Source organism: Bacillus sp. FJAT-27231 (assembly GCF_001183975.1).
In the GTDB taxonomy this organism is placed as follows: domain Bacteria; phylum Bacillota; class Bacilli; order Bacillales; family Domibacillaceae; genus Pseudobacillus; species Pseudobacillus wudalianchiensis.
In genome coordinates this window covers 1,221,198-1,236,394 of the sequence record NZ_LFZU01000001.1, presented here as the reverse complement: position 1 = coordinate 1,236,394, position 15,197 = coordinate 1,221,198, and the positions used below count along the sequence as shown (strand labels likewise).

13 protein-coding genes are annotated in these 15,197 nt (G+C 43.9%); 1 reads left to right on the top strand and 12 read right to left on the bottom strand.

The window, feature by feature from the left end; all coding sequences use genetic code 11:
• Window positions 1–7: 7 nt before the first annotated feature.
• The 12 genes from AC623_RS05865 to AC623_RS05810 all read right to left on the bottom strand — a co-directional run bounded on the left by AC623_RS05865 (window position 8) and on the right by AC623_RS05810 (window position 13,352).
• Window positions 8–757, bottom strand: a complete 750-nt coding sequence (locus AC623_RS05865; RefSeq protein ID WP_049661444.1) for a Stp1/IreP family PP2C-type Ser/Thr phosphatase — start codon at window positions 755–757, stop codon at window positions 8–10.
• 5 nt (window positions 758–762) lie between these two features.
• Window positions 763–1,854: a 23S rRNA (adenine(2503)-C(2))-methyltransferase RlmN gene (gene rlmN / locus AC623_RS05860; RefSeq protein WP_049661443.1), complete on the bottom strand. Its 1,092-nt coding sequence runs from the start codon at window positions 1,852–1,854 to the stop codon at window positions 763–765.
• Window positions 1,854–3,194 (bottom strand): 16S rRNA (cytosine(967)-C(5))-methyltransferase RsmB, encoded by a 1,341-nt coding sequence (gene rsmB / locus AC623_RS05855; RefSeq protein ID WP_049661441.1) that lies wholly within the window; start codon window positions 3,192–3,194, stop codon window positions 1,854–1,856. The genes rlmN and rsmB overlap by 1 nt, the downstream gene beginning before the upstream one ends.
• A 3-nt stretch (window positions 3,195–3,197) precedes the next feature.
• Window positions 3,198–4,142, bottom strand: coding sequence for a methionyl-tRNA formyltransferase (gene fmt / locus AC623_RS05850; protein ID WP_049661439.1), 945 nt, complete (start codon window positions 4,140–4,142; stop codon window positions 3,198–3,200).
• The gene (def, locus tag AC623_RS05845) at window positions 4,139–4,624 is read right to left on the bottom strand and encodes a peptide deformylase (protein WP_049661437.1); all 486 of its coding nucleotides are present in this window, start codon (window positions 4,622–4,624) and stop codon (window positions 4,139–4,141) included. The genes fmt and def overlap by 4 nt, the downstream gene beginning before the upstream one ends.
• Window positions 4,625–4,667: 43 nt before the next feature.
• Window positions 4,668–7,079 carry a primosomal protein N' gene (priA, locus tag AC623_RS05840; RefSeq protein ID WP_049661436.1) on the bottom strand — a complete coding sequence of 804 codons (2,412 nt, stop codon included), beginning with the start codon at window positions 7,077–7,079 and terminating at the stop codon, window positions 4,668–4,670.
• Window positions 7,070–8,290: a bifunctional phosphopantothenoylcysteine decarboxylase/phosphopantothenate--cysteine ligase CoaBC gene (coaBC, locus tag AC623_RS05835; RefSeq protein WP_049661434.1), complete on the bottom strand. Its 1,221-nt coding sequence runs from the start codon at window positions 8,288–8,290 to the stop codon at window positions 7,070–7,072. The genes priA and coaBC overlap by 10 nt, the downstream gene beginning before the upstream one ends.
• A gap of 273 nt (window positions 8,291–8,563) precedes the next feature.
• Window positions 8,564–8,791, bottom strand: coding sequence for a DNA-directed RNA polymerase subunit omega (gene rpoZ / locus AC623_RS05830; protein ID WP_049661433.1), 228 nt, complete (start codon window positions 8,789–8,791; stop codon window positions 8,564–8,566).
• A 1-nt stretch (window position 8,792) separates the two neighbouring features.
• A complete protein-coding gene (gene gmk, locus AC623_RS05825; protein ID WP_049661431.1) occupies window positions 8,793–9,407 on the bottom strand; it encodes a guanylate kinase in 615 nt (204 codons plus the stop codon).
• The gene (remA, locus tag AC623_RS05820; protein WP_049661430.1) at window positions 9,404–9,679 is read right to left on the bottom strand and encodes an extracellular matrix/biofilm regulator RemA; all 276 of its coding nucleotides are present in this window, start codon (window positions 9,677–9,679) and stop codon (window positions 9,404–9,406) included. Before remA ends, gmk begins: the two co-directional genes overlap by 4 nt.
• A gap of 43 nt (window positions 9,680–9,722) precedes the next feature.
• A complete protein-coding gene (locus AC623_RS05815) occupies window positions 9,723–10,598 on the bottom strand; it encodes a YicC/YloC family endoribonuclease (protein ID WP_049661428.1) in 876 nt (291 codons plus the stop codon).
• 75 nt (window positions 10,599–10,673) lie between these two features.
• The gene (locus tag AC623_RS05810; protein ID WP_049661427.1) at window positions 10,674–13,352 is read right to left on the bottom strand and encodes a cation-translocating P-type ATPase; all 2,679 of its coding nucleotides are present in this window, start codon (window positions 13,350–13,352) and stop codon (window positions 10,674–10,676) included.
• A gap of 120 nt (window positions 13,353–13,472) precedes the next feature.
• On the opposite strand from AC623_RS05810, the gene AC623_RS05805 reads away from it, so the two are divergent.
• On the top strand, window positions 13,473–15,179 hold the full coding sequence (locus tag AC623_RS05805; RefSeq protein ID WP_049661425.1) for an Rqc2 family fibronectin-binding protein: 1,707 nt from the start codon (window positions 13,473–13,475) through the stop codon (window positions 15,177–15,179).
• Window positions 15,180–15,197 lie beyond the last annotated feature (18 nt).

Here is a 15,197-nt window from a genome sequence, read left to right as displayed (position 1 = left end):
CCTGCTCTCACCCGCTTTCAAGGCCAGCAGAATGCTTGAGAATAACAAGGGTAATATTATCTTCCCCGCCATTTTCATTTGCCAATTGAATAAAGGAATCAGCTTTTTTCTCAATAGACAGTCCGGCTTCTAAAATTTGCTGCATTTCTCGCTGTGCTAATTTATTGGATAAGCCATCTGAACAAAGAAGGAGTAAATCCCCCTGCTCAAACATTACTGTGTAAAAATCTGCTATAATATCGCGTTCTGTTCCTAATGCCCGAGTTAATACATTTTTTCTCGGATGGTTTTCTGCATCTTCCTTCGTAATTTCCCCTGATTTCACAAGCTCATTTACGAGTGAATGATCTTCCGTTACTTGCGTAAGACCATTTTCATTAAATAAATAACCACGGCTATCACCAATGTTAGCAATGGTACAAAAGCTAGCCGTACATATAGCGGCTACAAGCGTCGTCCCCATGCCACTACATTCAGGAACGTCTTTCGAGTGTTCTAATACTTTTTCGTTGCTTTTTAAAATAGCTGTTTTCAACCAGCTTTCTGCTTGGCTGGCGCTTTGAATCCCTTCCATTTTCGTCCATAGGTCTTTCATGGTCTCAATAGCCATGTGGCTGGCGATATCTCCTGCATTATGACCGCCCATGCCATCAGCCACGATGGCTAGGCGGTCACCTGCCGCATTAAGAAATACTCCGCCGTTGTCTTCGTTGTGAGGACGAATTCGGCCTTTATCTGTCCGAAAAACAGAGTCCATAGGGCTCACCTCGTTTCTTCTGACCGTTCTTTCGCTCGTAACTGTCCACAGGCCGCATCAATATCATGCCCCTGCTCACGGCGAATCGTTACATTGACACCTCGATCTTTCAACGCCTTTTCAAATTCAAATATTTTATTTTTTGGTGTACGTACATAGTTACGCTCTGGCACATAGTTCACCGGGATTAAATTCACATGGCACTTTAACCCTTTAATTAATTCAGCTAATTCGATGGCATGTTCAACGGAATCATTTTCTCCACCGAACAAGCCGTATTCAAAACTAATACGCCGTCCAGTTTTATTAATGTAATAACGAACAGCCTCCATCAAATCCGGCAGCTTGTATGCTCTATTAATTGGCATGAGCTTTGTACGCAGCTCATTGTTAGGAGCATGAAGGGAAATAGCAAAATTAATTTGCATTTCTTCGTCTGCAAACTTGTAAATTTTCGGAATAATGCCGCTCGTTGAAACCGTAATATGCCGGGCCCCAATGTTTAAGCTCTGTTCATGGTTAACAATTTTCAGGAAAGCAAGCATCTGGTCATAGTTATCAAACGGCTCGCCAATTCCCATGATGACGATCGAGCTGACCCGCTCATCTTTTTCATCCAGTGCCTGTTGTACTTTTACGACTTGAGCCACAATTTCTCCTGCTTCTAAATGGCGCTTTAAACCGCCAAGTGTAGAAGCACAAAACGTACAGCCGATGCGGCAGCCGACTTGCGTCGTGACACAGACTGAATTTCCATAGTCATGGCGCATTAAAACTGTTTCAATCGAATAGCCATCATGAAGCTCAAATAAAAATTTAATCGTCCCATCGGAAGACTCTTGCTGAATAAGTGTCTTTAATGTCGTAATCGCAAAATGAGCGGCGAGCTTTTCACGCAGCTGCTTTGACAAATTAGACATTTCCTCATAAGACGTCACCCGCTTTTTATAAAGCCAATCAAAAATCTGTTCTGCCCGAAACGGCTTTTCTTCCTGCTCTTTCAGCCAGTCTTTCAACTCCTGCAATTGCAGTGAATAAATGGATGGCAGCTGCTGTTTGTCTCCTGCTTTTTCTTTCGCTGTTGTTGCTTGCTCCATTACTGCACCTTCTTTCGTAGTTTACTGATGAAGAATCCATCTCCGCCAAAGTCCTGCGGCAGAACTTGAAGCAAGTGATCATTGGCCAGCGTCTGAATGACGGGCGGCAAATCGGTAAGTTCCGCTGGTTCAAAATCAGTGTGGGTCTCTAAAAACTTTTTCACAGTGCCTTCATTTTCTTCTCTATCGGCTGTGCACGTGCTGTAAACAAGAACACCGCCTTTTTTTAGAAGAGGCGCTGCAGCATCTAAGATGTCGAGCTGAATTTTCTGAAGGGAAGAAAGATCTTTCTCTTCCTTCACATATTTAATATCCGGTTTTCTTCGCAAAACACCAAGACCTGAACAAGGAGCATCTACTAACACACGGTCGAAGCTCTCTTTTTCAAAAATTTCTCCTGCTTTGCGGCTGTCCCATGCCTTGGCCTCAATGTTTGTCAACCCGAGCCGAGCAGCATTTTGCTTAATCAATTTGATTTTATGCTCATGCAAATCAAGCGCTGAAACAGAACCCGTGTTGTTTAACTTTTCCGCTATATGGGTCGTTTTGCCGCCTGGGGCTGCACAAGCATCTAGAATGGCTTCATTCGGCTCAATGCCAAGAGCATAAGCAACAATCATCGAGCTTTCATCTTGAATCGTTGCCATACCAGTTTCAAATACTGAGGAGCGGGCAGCATTGCCTTTTAAAATGCGGATTGCTTCCGGCAGCACATCACTTGGTTCTGCTTCAAACCCTTCTGCTTCAAGTAGTTGCAAAACTTCTTCCTGGTTCGCTTTTGTTTTATTCACACGGATGGTTTGCATTGGCGCTGTTAAATTAATCGCACACATTTCTTTTGTTTTCTCTTCTCCAAATTGGGCAAGCCATCGTTTCACAAGCCAAAGGGGGTGGCTCGTTTCAATCGAAATTCGTTCGGCTTCATCTTTTATTTCCGAAAAACTGCGCAGGCCATTTCTCTGCACAGAACGTAAAATCCCGTTCACAAGACCAGAGATTCCTTTATGTCCTCTTTTTTTCGCAATCTCTACTGCTTCATGGATGACAGCCCGTTCTGGTACTTTATCGAGATAGATCATTTGATAAAGAGAAAGCCGTAGCAGCTGTTGTACCCATGGCTCTAACTTTTTCTTAATAAATGGTGCTAGAAAAAAATCTAGCGTCAACTTTCTCTGAATGGTTCCGTACGTGATTTCCGTCAATAACCCGGCATCTCTGCCTGTTAAATGGTTCTTTTCAATTGCTGAATGGAGCAGTAGATTACTGTAGGATTGATTTTTCTCTACAGATTCAAGCAAGTCAAGGGCGATTTCGCGCACTCGTTTCTGATTTTGCTTCATTGATTATTCCCCTAACTTTTTGCCGGCGGTTAAGTCTGAGCCGGCTCCTCGTAAATATTGTTCAGCGGACATGCGTTTTTTACCGGAAGGCTGCACATCAGTAATCTTGATGGCTGTGCTGTTTCCAGTCGCTGCAACAAAGCCGTTTGTTGTTAACTCTATAATCGTTCCAGGAGCTGCTTCCTTCGCTGCCTTCACTTTTTCTCCCCACCAAACTTTCATCACTTGGCCGTCAAGAGTCGTATAGGCAACAGGCCACGGATGCAGCCCGCGAATATGGTTATAAATTTCTTCTCCTGTTTTTGACCAATCAATCTTTTCCTGCTCCCTTTTAATGTTAGAAGCGAAAGTAGCTTTTGATTCTTCTTGCGGCACAGGAGATACTTCACCAGCAATCAACTTAGGCAACGTATCTGACAACAGTTTTGAGCCGGCTTCGCTCAGCTTATCATGCAAACTGCCAACATGGTCCATCTCTTCTATTATTACCTCTGTCTGGCTGATGATATCCCCTGCATCTAGCCTTTCTGCCATGTACATAATGGTGATGCCCGTTTTTTCCTTGCCTTGCAAAATCGCATAATGAATAGGAGCACCGCCACGCAATTCCGGCAGCAAAGAAGCATGCACGTTAATACAGCCGAATTTTGGTGCAGCAAGCAGCTCGTTTGGCAAAATTTGTCCATAAGCCGCTGTGACAATCACATGTGGCTGCAAGTCAATAATTTGCTGTAATTCCTCTGATGACCGTAATTTTTCCGGCTGCAAAACAGGGATATTGTGCTTCATCGCCTCCACTTTTACTGGAGGAGGTGTCAGGATCCGTTTTCTTCCAACTGGCCGGTCCGGCTGTGTCACCACAGCCTGGATCGTATATCCCTCTTCAATTAATGTTCTCAGTACTGGAACAGAGAAGTCGGGTGTGCCCATAAATACAATCTTTGTCATGACATTTCCTCCGCTTCTAGTTCTTCCTTCGGTATATACCGCTCTACTTTGGACGTAAATAAAACGCCGTGCAGATGGTCAATTTCATGCTGAATCGCCCGGGCTAAAAATCCTTCTGCTTTTAAAGTAAAAAAACGGCCTTTCACGTCTTGAGCTTTTACTTTTACAAAAGAGGGACGTGTAACATGTCCATATAGGCCTGGAAAGCTTAAACACCCTTCGATGTCGGTATCGCTTCCTTTTGCTTCTTCGATCACAGGATTGATTAGTGTAATCAAGCCATGATCATCTTCAATATCCACGATGGCCAGCTGCATGTCTTTTCCAATTTGAGGAGCAGCCAATCCAACTCCATCTGCCGCAATCATCGTTTCATACATATCTTTTACAAGTTTTTTCAACTTTTTATCAAACTGTGTAACCGGTTCGCATTTCTTTTCAAGAATGGCATCCGGATAATATACGATGGGTAATTGTGCCAAAATAATCCTCCCTGGTTGTCAATAAATCAAGCAACACTTTATTTTACATCATAATAAACGGGTTCACATCTACCGCAACCTGTAAGCTTTTATCGCCTTGCTGCTTTGTATAATGTTCCATTACTGTCTTTAAAATTTCATTCAGCTTTGGTTCCCGTTTGTATTTTATCAAACATTGGTAACGATATCTATCATTGATCCGGGCAATTGGTGAAGCAACAGGCCCAAGAATAATGGCTTCATTTGATAAACGGGCTTGAATATATTGCGTAATTTTTTCTGTTACACCCGACGCTATCATGACGTCTTCATGACTGACCGTGACGAGAGCTAAGTAATAAAACGGCGGATAGTTCCCTAGCTTCCTCATCATCATTTCTTCTTTATAAAATTGGTCGTAGTCTTGCTTGCCAGCGAGCTGGATGCTGTAATGCTCTGGTGTGTACGTCTGAATGACCACTTCACCTTGCAGCTGGTGCCTTCCTGCCCGGCCGCTTACCTGCGTAAGCAATTGAAATGTCTTTTCTGCAGAGCGAAAGTCAGGAATATGAAGCATCGTATCGGCACTCAGTACTCCGACAAGTGTAATATTAGGGAAATCAAGCCCTTTGGCAATCATCTGGGTTCCAAGCAGAATATCCGCCTTCCCTTCTGCAAATTGCTGAAGCAGCTTTTCATGGGCACCTTTGCGGCTCGTCGTATCCACATCCATACGTACTACCCGGGCGTGTGGCAGCAGCTTGCCCAATTCGTCTTCTACCTTTTGTGTACCCGTGCCAAAATAACGAATATGCTCGCTGTTACATTCTGGACACTGGGAAGGAACAGGTTCTTCAAAACCGCAATAGTGACACTTCATCCGGTGACTGTGACGATGATACGTTAAAGAAATATCACAGTGCGGGCACCCTGCTACGTAGCCGCAATCACGGCACATAATAAAGGAAGAATGGCCACGCCTATTTAAGAAAAGGACCGTTTGCTCTCCTTTTTCCAACCGATCTGTCAGCTTCTCAAATAACGCACGTGAAAACATAGAGCGGTTGCCATGGCGCAGCTCTTCACGCATATCTACAATTTCTACTTCCGGGAGCTGCTGATTATTCATTCTGTTTGGAAGCGTTAAAAGGTGATAGACCCCTTTTTGTGCTCTCGCAAAACTCTCCAAAGACGGCGTAGCGCTGCCTAAAATAACAGGGCACTGGTAAAATTCCGCCCTTTTAATCGCCGTTTCCCGTGCATGATAACGGGGGTTCTCCTCCTGTTTATAGCTCGTTTCATGCTCTTCATCAATAATAACAATGCCAAGATTTTCAAAAGGGGCAAATACCGCAGAACGCGCACCTACGACTACCTTTACTTCTTTGCGTTGAATTTTGCGCCATTCATCGTATTTTTCTCCTGTTGATAGGCCGCTGTGTAAGACGGCTACATCGTCACCAAAACGGCCTTTGAAACGGTGAACCATTTGCGGTGTTAACGAAATTTCCGGAACGAGCACAATCGCTTCTTTTCCTTTTTCCAACACACGTTGAATTGATTGTAAATAAATCTCGGTCTTTCCGCTTCCAGTCACCCCATAAAGAAGAAAGGTTTCATGGCGTACATCCTCTATAGAGCCGAGAATGGGGGCAATCACCTCTTGCTGCTGATCTGTTAGAGGGAGCGGTTCTGTCTTTTCAAACTGTCTGTTTTCGTAAGGATCACGGTAGACCTCCTGGTAGCGTTCTACTATAAAACCTTTTTCCAATAAGCTTTTTAATGTGCTGTTTGATGTGTCCGTCTGTTCCATGACTTCTTTTGCAGAAAGCAGAGATGACCCGGAAGCCGCTAAATAGTGTAAAACGTCTTTTTGTTTGCGGGCATTAGCAGGCAGAGCGTCCAAATGACCGGCTAGCTCTTCATCCGATAAAGCGAGGCCAATCATCCGAATACTCTTTTTCTTGTCTCTGCTCTTCACTTTATAAACAAGCTCTGCCCGGTTCTCTTTTACTTCCTCGCGCAAAGAATTAAGCAGTCCAGCTTTGGCTGCTGCCTCCCACGCCAGTTCTCCGTTTCGGTTAAATAAGCTAGCCAGCCCTTCATCCATCGGCTCTGCTGCTTCCCTTATCTGAAATACTTTTTCATATTTCGCTTTCATTGCCGCTGGGAGCATTGCTTGATAAGCCGATATTTTAAAACAAAGTGTTGTTTCCGTCAGCCAATCGGCCAGCTCGAGCAATTCTTGGTTTAATACTGGAAGTAAATCCATCGGTTCAATGATAGACTTAAGTCTTTTTACGTTTGACCTATTTTTAAGCGCAGTGACGAACCCTTGGATTTTTCGCGGACCAAAGGGAACAACCACTCTCATGCCAGGCTGGATTAACCCCTCCCATTTTTCTGGCACAATATAATCAAACTCTTTATCTGTCTGCATTGCCGCTACATCTACGATGACGCTGGCTACTTGCATGCACCTTCACCCTTTTTTAAATCGGCAGCTGCTTCTAATAAGATTTCTCTTGCTGCTGCTTTCTTTGTCATTAAATCGAAATCTTTTTGCGTGCCGTCTTTTTTAAAGATCGAGATAATATTCGTTTCACTTCCGAATCCTGCCCCGTCTAATTTCACATTGTTCGCTACAATCATATCAGCTTGCTTTTTCTGTAATTTCTTTCGTGCGTATTCTGCTACATTGACGGTTTCGGCCGCAAAGCCAATCAGCATTTGATGTGTTTTCTCTTGCCCGAGCGTTTTTAGAATATCTCTTGTCCGCTCCATTTCAATGATTAGATCTCCTTCTTGTTTTTTCATTTTTTCTGTATGGACTAGTTTTGGCCGATAATCAGCGACAGCAGCCGTTTTAATAACGATGTCACTCTCAGAAAACTTCTCCATAACGGCCTGATACATATCCTCTGCACTTTGCACATACTGTACTTTTACTCCTGAAGGAGGACTTAGCGAAACTGGGCCCGATATTAAATAGACATCCGCGCCTAAATCACGGGCAGCTTCGGCTAAGGCATAGCCCATTTTTCCGGTAGAGCGATTAGTTAAAAAACGAACCGGATCAATAATTTCCCGTGTTGGGCCAGCTGTGATCATAACCCGTTTGTTCTTTAACGGTTGTTCTTCTCTCTGCTTAAAAAATTGCTCCATGAGAGCTACAATTTTTTCCGGCTCTTCCAGGCGGCCTTTCCCAACGTACCCACAGGCAAGAAACCCTTCACCCGGCTCAACAAATTGCCAGCCAAAACCGGCAAGCGTGGCAAGATTTTTTTTCACTGCTGGGTGGTCATACATGTGGACATTCATGGCTGGAGCAATCCAGACAGGTGCGGTAGAAGCGAGTAACGTTGTAGAAATCATATCATCTGCAATGCCGTTCGCCAGCTTTCCTATCATATTAGCCGTAGCTGGAGCCACTATAATTAAATCAGCCCAATCCGCCAAATCGATATGAGCAATCACCTCTGGATGCTTTTCATCAAAGGTATTCGTATATACGTCATTTCGTGACAGCGCCTGGAAAGTGAGCGGAGTGACAAACTCACAAGCTGATTTAGTCATGATCACTTTTACTTCAGCACCTGCTTGGACCATTTTACTCGTCAATGCGGCTGCTTTATAAACCGCGATTCCCCCAGTTACACAAAGTAGAATTTTCTTTTTACTTAACATAACGAATCCTCCCATTCTTTTCAAACAACATAAGCAGCCATTGCAGACCTTTATAAAACGATTGCTTCTTCTTTATTCGCTCCGTTCTTTAGCGAGCCGTACAGCTTGAAGCTAAGGGTTTTAATTAGATTGCCAATATTGCAACTAATCTTTATCTATATTCTAAACAATTGTACCGCTATTTTAGCTGAATCGTGATAAACTTTGCCTTCCTGCTCGCCTTTTCATGTAAAAAAATAACAACCTTCCAAAGGTTGTTATTCCTAAAGTTTCTTATACTTCGTCATCGTAAACTTGATCTTGGTCTTTTTCCTTCATCGTTAACTTATCTGCATAAATCTCCTCAAGGGCACGGCCAACATATTTATGAGAAACATAAGAATCAAGCATTTGAGTTGAACTGTTTTCTTGAAGGCTGCGGGCGCGTTTAGCGGCAATGCTGACTAACGAATATTTAGAATCAATTTTTGTTAATAAGTTATCAATAGATGGGTATAACATCTTAATCACTCTCCAACATTTTTTTATAGCGGTGCTGTACGCGTTCACGGCGGCAGTGCTCAGCCACGATGATGGATTGGATCCGGCTGCACGCTTTCTCCACTTCATCGTTCTCTACAACATAATCATACAAGCTCATCATTTCAATTTCTTTTCGAGCTTTTTCCATTCGCCCCTTAATAACGTCATCGCTCTCCGTTCCACGGGTAAGGATACGGCTATGAAGCTCGGATAAGCTAGGCGGTGCGAGAAAGATAAACAGCCCTTCCGGAAATTTCTCCCGTACTTGCTGAGCTCCCTGCACTTCAATCTCCAAGAAAATATCGCGGCCTGCGTCAAGCGTTTCCCGTACATAGTCAACAGGAGTTCCATAATAATTGCCGACGAATTCCGCGTATTCAAGCAGCTTGCCTTCAGCAATTAGCTGCTCAAACTCCTCTCTTGATTTGAAAAAATAATCAACACCATCCACTTCCCCGGCACGCGGAGCGCGTGTTGTCATTGAAATAGAATACTCAAACTTAACATCCGGCTGTGAGAAAATTTCTTTTCTTACCGTTCCTTTTCCCACTCCGGAAGGTCCTGATAATACAATCAGTAAACCTTTTTCTTTCATGCCTTTCCCTGCCCTTCTTCAGTTACTTCTTCTGTGGAGAGAATTCGATGGGCAACCGTTTCCGGCTGGACAGCGGATAAAACGACGTGATCGCTGTCCATTACTAGCACCGCTCTCGTTCTTCTTCCATAAGTGGCATCAATCAACGTACCGGCTTCTCTTGCTTCTTGTACAAAGCGCTTGATTGGTGCTGACTCTGGACTGACAATCGATACAATTCTATTTGCGGATACGATGTTGCCAAATCCGATATTAATCAATCGAATGGACATAAAGTTCCTCCAATACAACAGCTTTTTACAAACGCGCTTGACTTTATTCGATATTCTGCACTTGCTCTCTCATTTTTTCAAGGCTCGTCTTCAATTCCACAACGCCCGAGCTAATAATAGAATCGTTTGCTTTCGAACCGATCGTATTTACTTCACGGTTCATTTCTTGAATCATAAAGTCTAATTTACGGCCGATGGGTCCGTCATGTTCAAGTGCCTGACGAAATTGCTGGATATGGCTTTCAAGACGGATGCACTCCTCATGGATATCCGATTTATCGGCAAACACAGCTACCTCTGTTGCCAGACGATCTTCATTAAAGACACCGGCCGCCATTTCCTTCATTCGGCGTTCAAGACGCTGGCTATAAGCTTCTACTACGATGGGAGCTCTCGCCTTAATTTTGGAAAGCCTTTGCTCCAAGTCGGATAGCAGGAGAAGGAGATCCTTTTTTAATTCCTGGCCTTCCGCCTGGCGCATGTCATATAATCGGGCTGCGGCTGATGCCACCGTCTCTAGAACAAGCCTTTCTAATGAGGAGTTTTCTTCTTCGCTTTCCTCGATTGTAATAAAATCCGGCCGCTGCAGCAAATCCTTCAAGTCCGGCTTTGTCGGAAACCCGTACTTTTCTGCTATTTGCCCCATCATCCCAACGAAATCATCCATCAACTGCCAATCCACTTGCAATGTCCGGTGTGTAAGGCCCTCTCCCTCAACTGTGATAAACAGCTCTACTCGACCTCTTTGTATGTATTTTGACAGCTCTTTCTTTATTTTATCTTCAATTTTTATTAATTGCCTTGGCATTCTTATTTGAAATTCACTAAACCGATGATTGACTGATTTCATTTCCACAACCACCGCACAATCGGCTGATTTTATCGTGCTTCTGCCAAACCCTGTCATGCTCATTACCATCAGCCACTCACATCCTGTCGACATAATAAAAAGGCAATAGAGTACACTCTACTACCTTTTATATTGTACCATATTCTATTTTCTTTTTCTTGCAAAAAATGATCCGGCAAGTAAAAATGTCGGAATGGCGCCAATTCCAAAGACGAGCAGCCATTCTCTTGGAGCCAGAGCGGTCGTATGGAAAATGGTTTGAAGCTGCGGGATATAAATAACAGCCACCATCAATAAGAAAGAGGAGATAACGGCTGCAATCAAGTACATATTGCCAAATGGATTACGGGCTAAAACCGATTTTTCACTTCGGCAGTCAAATACGTGGATAAGCTGTGCCGTTACGAGCGTAGCAAAAGCGACCGTCTGAGCATAAACGAGATTATCTGCGTGCTGCTGATAAGCAATAATGAACGCAATGAGTGTCGCAGCACCAATTAAAAAGCCGCGGGAAATAATTTTCCAGGCAAGCCCTCTCGCAAATACCCCTTCTTTCGGATGTCTTGGCGGTCTTTTCATCACGTCTTCCTCCGGCTTATCAAGCCCAAGAGCAAGCGCCGGCAAACCGTCTGTTACAAGGTTCACCCAGAGGATCTGGATCGGAACGAGCGGCAACGGCATTCCCAATACCATCGCAAACAGCATCACTAAAATCTCACCCACGTTTGATGCCAGCAAATAGCGGATAAATTTACGAATATTTTCGTAAATATTTCGGCCTTCTTCTACAGCTGCTTTAATCGTAGCAAAATGATCATTCGCTAACACTAGAGAAGACGCTTCTTTCGCGACGTCTGTTCCCGTTATTCCCATGGCAATGCCAATATCCGCCGCTTTAATAGCTGGGGCATCATTGACTCCATCCCCCGTCATAGCGACGATATGCCCCTTCTTTTGAAGAGCTTTCACAATTTTCAGCTTATCCTCTGGGGAAACCCGGGCATAAACCGCTGTGTGCTCTGCCGCTGATTCCATTTCTTTTTCTGTCATTCCGCTGAGGGCCTGCCCGTCTAAAATATCTGATTGCCGATGAGCAAGTCCTAAATCACCAGCGATCGCGGCCGCCGTTTCTTTATGATCTCCCGTAATCATAATCGTCCGGATTCCTGCCTGTTTGCACTCTGCAATCGCTTGCTTTACTTCTGGACGCGGCGGGTCGATCATTCCTTGCATTCCGATAAATGTCATGCCGGATTCTGCTTGTTCCGCATCCTGAAGTGTATCTGTTGCACGCAGCGGCTTATAAGCAACAGCAATGACTCGCAAGGCTCTTCCTGCAAGAGTTTGCAGCATTTCTTCTGTTTCCTTTCTGTAAAGCTTGGAGAAGACCTGCCTTTTTTCCTCCCATAAAATATAATCGCTTTTTCCCATCAGTACATCCGGTGCACCTTTCGTCACAGTGAAACGCTGACCCTGTGCATCTTTCACGACCATCGTCATCATTTTTCTTTTTGAATCAAACGGAAACTCCTGCTCAACTGTAAATGTCTTGGACAGCTGCTCACGGCCTAATCCGGCTTTTAAAGCCGCCGTGAGAAGAGCCCCTTCTGTTGGATCTCCTTGAATCACAAACTCTTTTTCTTTCTTTCTCAATTCAGCATGGTTACATAACAAGCCGAACGTAAGCAGCTGATACAAACTTTTTTCTTCCGACGGAGACACTTCTTTCGTCCCTTCAAAAAATTTCCCTTTCGGTTCATAACCTTTCCCGCTAATTTGCCAGTGTTTTCCGCTGCTCCAGGCATCCGTCACAGTCATTTGGTTTTGAGTCATCGTTCCGGTTTTATCCGAACAAATAACAGTGGTACAGCCTAGCGTTTCTACCGCTGCCAGCTGGCGAACGATCGCTTTTTGTCTGATCATCCGCTGGACACCGAGCGACAAAGCAACCGTCACAATGGCTGGCAGCCCCTCTGGGATAGCCGCCACAGCAAGCGATACACCGGTTAATAACATCGTGTACAGCTCGTGCCCTTGAATAATCCCAATTACTACAACGAGAACGGTCAAAAACAGGGCTGCCCCAATTAATATTTTTCCGAGCTGTTCGAGCCGGCGCTGCAACGGTGTTTCTGACCTTTGGGCCGTTTGCAGCATAGAAGCAATGTTCCCCATAGCTGTTTTCATTCCTGTTGCGGTCACGACACCAATGCCGCTGCCTCTCGTGGCGAGTGTGCCCATAAACGCCATGTTCTTCATATCGGCAAGTGCCGGATTTTCTCCTTTTAAAGGAGAGGCGTGCTTTTCAACGGGAACGGATTCCCCCGTCATAGCCGATTCTTCAATCTCAAGATTAATCGCTTCTAACAGCCTAATATCCGCTCCAATTCGATCCCCTGCAGAAAACTTTAAGACGTCTCCTGCCACGATATCGGCCGACTGTATTTTTTTCCATTCCCCATCACGCAAGGCGAGCGATTGTGGAGCGGACAATTCCTTCAATGCCTGCAGCGACTTTTCTGCTCTCCTCTCCTGCAAGAATCCGAGCACACCATTGATAATGATAATGGCAAAGATCGCAGCGGAGTCAATGTACTCTCCCATTAAAGCGGAGATGACAGTCGCTGCAATGAGCACAAGAACCATAAAATCTTTAAACTGGCGGATAAATACAACCCAGGCAGAAGGAAGCTTTTCTTCCGTCAGCTCATTTTTCCCATACTGACGTTTCCGTCTCTCTGCTTCCTCCGTTGTTAATCCGCGCTGAATGCTAGTCTGAAGTTTCGTTTCTACTTCTTCTCGTTTCAGCTCGTGAAAATTCATCTCCTCACTCCTTTAATGGACAAACTTGTCCTTCTCATAGCAAGATTATTCAGTCACCGGGCAAAACATGTTATGATTTAGTTAAGTTTTAACTAAAGTTAAGGAAAAGGAAGACAGCCTATGTCATTTGACGGTTTATTCACAAGAGCGATGACGAAAGAATTGTCCACAGCTCTTCAAGGAGGCCGGGTGAACAAAATTCATCAGCCTTATAAAAATGAAGTCATTTTAATTATTCGTGCCAAAGGAAAAAATCATAAACTTCTACTTTCTGCCCATCCTTCCTATGCAAGGGTACAGCTGACCGAAGAAAGTTATGAAAATCCAAAAGAGCCCCCTCTTTTTTGTATGATGATGCGCAAACATTTAGAAGGAGCGGTATTGGACTCAATTGAACAAGCCGGACTTGATCGGCTAGTTATTTTTCACTTCAGGGGAAAAAATGAGATCGGCGATATTGCCTATAAACAGCTTTACGTTGAAATAATGGGCCGCCACAGCAACATCATCCTTGTTGATCAGCAAAAAGGAACCATCATTGACAGCGTCAAACATATATCCGCAGCAGTTAACAGCTATCGTACCGTGCTGCCGGGCTATGATTATGTCTATCCTCCTGCACAAGACAAAGTAAATCCGCTCACGGCTACTGAGGAAGATATTATCCGTCAATTAGACTTTAATAGCGGGCGTTTAGACCGCCAGCTCGTTGCCCATTTTTCTGGTTTCTCTCCGCTGATCGCTAAAGAAATCATTCATCAAAGCGGATTAGCTAATCGTGAAACTCTGCCTCGGACGTTTATTCAGGAGATGGAACCGATACGGGAACATCACTATACACCGACTCTGATTGAACATGAACAAAAATCCGCCTTTTATTTAAAAGATCTGCAGCATTTGCCAGGTGAACGAAAAACTTTTGAGTCGCTAAGCGAATTGTTGGATCGTTTTTATGTCGGAAAAGCGGACCGCGACAGGGTAAAACAGCAGGCGAATGATATTGAACGACTCTTAAAAAATGAAAAAGAAAAAAATGAAACAAAATTGGTTAAGCTTGAACAAACGTTAAAGGAAGCTGAAAACGCAGACCGCTTTCAGTTATACGGAGAACTGCTTACAGCTCATTTATACGCTGTTGAAAAAGGCATGAAAGAAATAGAGGTCGTGAACTACTACGATGAAGCTGGCGGCAAAATAACGATTCCTTTAGATCCACAAAAGACGCCATCAGAAAACGCGCAAAAACTATTTTCAAAATATCAGAAAGCAAAAAATGCGATTTTAGCTGTAAATGAACAGATTGAAAATACAAATGCAGAGCTTTCTTATATCGATCATCTTTTGCAGCAGATTGAATCGGCTTCACCGAAGGATATTGAAGAAATCCGCGAAGAGTTAATAGATGAAGGCTATATGAAAGCAAAATCATCGAAGAAAAAGAAGTTAGCTAACAGCAAGCCAGAATTAGAAACATACGAAGCAAGCGATGGCACTCTTATTTTTGTTGGTAAAAATAATAAGCAAAATGATTATTTGACGAACAAATTTGCCCGCCGGGATGAAATCTGGCTGCATACGAAGGATATTCCTGGTTCGCATGTGGTAATTCGCAGTGAGGAACCAGCAGAGGATACAATTTTAGAAGCTGCTAACCTTGCTGCCTACTTTAGTAAAGCAAAGTCATCAAGCTCTGTTCCAGTTGACTTTACAACAGTGCGGCATGTGAAAAAACCGAGCGGCGCCAAGCCGGGATTTGTGATTTACGACCATCAGCAAACCGTTTATGTAACACCTAATGAGGATTTAGTGTTAAAAATGAAGAAATAATAAAAAGGGGCGACTTGA

Bases quoted from the DNA above. Each gene is read 5' to 3' on its own strand.
- AC623_RS05865 (WP_049661444.1), bottom strand. From the start codon at position 757: ATGGACTCTGTTTTTCGGACAGATAAAGGCCGAATTCGTCCTCACAAC.
- rlmN (WP_049661443.1), bottom strand. From the start codon at position 1,854: ATGGAGCAAGCAACAACAGCGAAAGAAAAAGCAGGAGACAAACAGCAG.
- rsmB (WP_049661441.1), bottom strand. From the start codon at position 3,194: ATGAAGCAAAATCAGAAACGAGTGCGCGAAATCGCCCTTGACTTGCTT.
- fmt (WP_049661439.1), bottom strand. From the start codon at position 4,142: ATGACAAAGATTGTATTTATGGGCACACCCGACTTCTCTGTTCCAGTA.
- priA (WP_049661436.1), bottom strand. From the start codon at position 7,079: ATGCAAGTAGCCAGCGTCATCGTAGATGTAGCGGCAATGCAGACAGAT.
- coaBC (WP_049661434.1), bottom strand. From the start codon at position 8,290: ATGTTAAGTAAAAAGAAAATTCTACTTTGTGTAACTGGGGGAATCGCG.
- rpoZ (WP_049661433.1), bottom strand. From the start codon at position 8,791: ATGTTATACCCATCTATTGATAACTTATTAACAAAAATTGATTCTAAA.
- gmk (WP_049661431.1), bottom strand. From the start codon at position 9,407: ATGAAAGAAAAAGGTTTACTGATTGTATTATCAGGACCTTCCGGAGTG.
- remA (WP_049661430.1), bottom strand. From the start codon at position 9,679: ATGTCCATTCGATTGATTAATATCGGATTTGGCAACATCGTATCCGCA.
- AC623_RS05815 (WP_049661428.1), bottom strand. From the start codon at position 10,598: ATGGTAATGAGCATGACAGGGTTTGGCAGAAGCACGATAAAATCAGCC.
- AC623_RS05810 (WP_049661427.1), bottom strand. From the start codon at position 13,352: ATGAATTTTCACGAGCTGAAACGAGAAGAAGTAGAAACGAAACTTCAG.
- AC623_RS05805 (WP_049661425.1), top strand. From the start codon at position 13,473: ATGTCATTTGACGGTTTATTCACAAGAGCGATGACGAAAGAATTGTCC.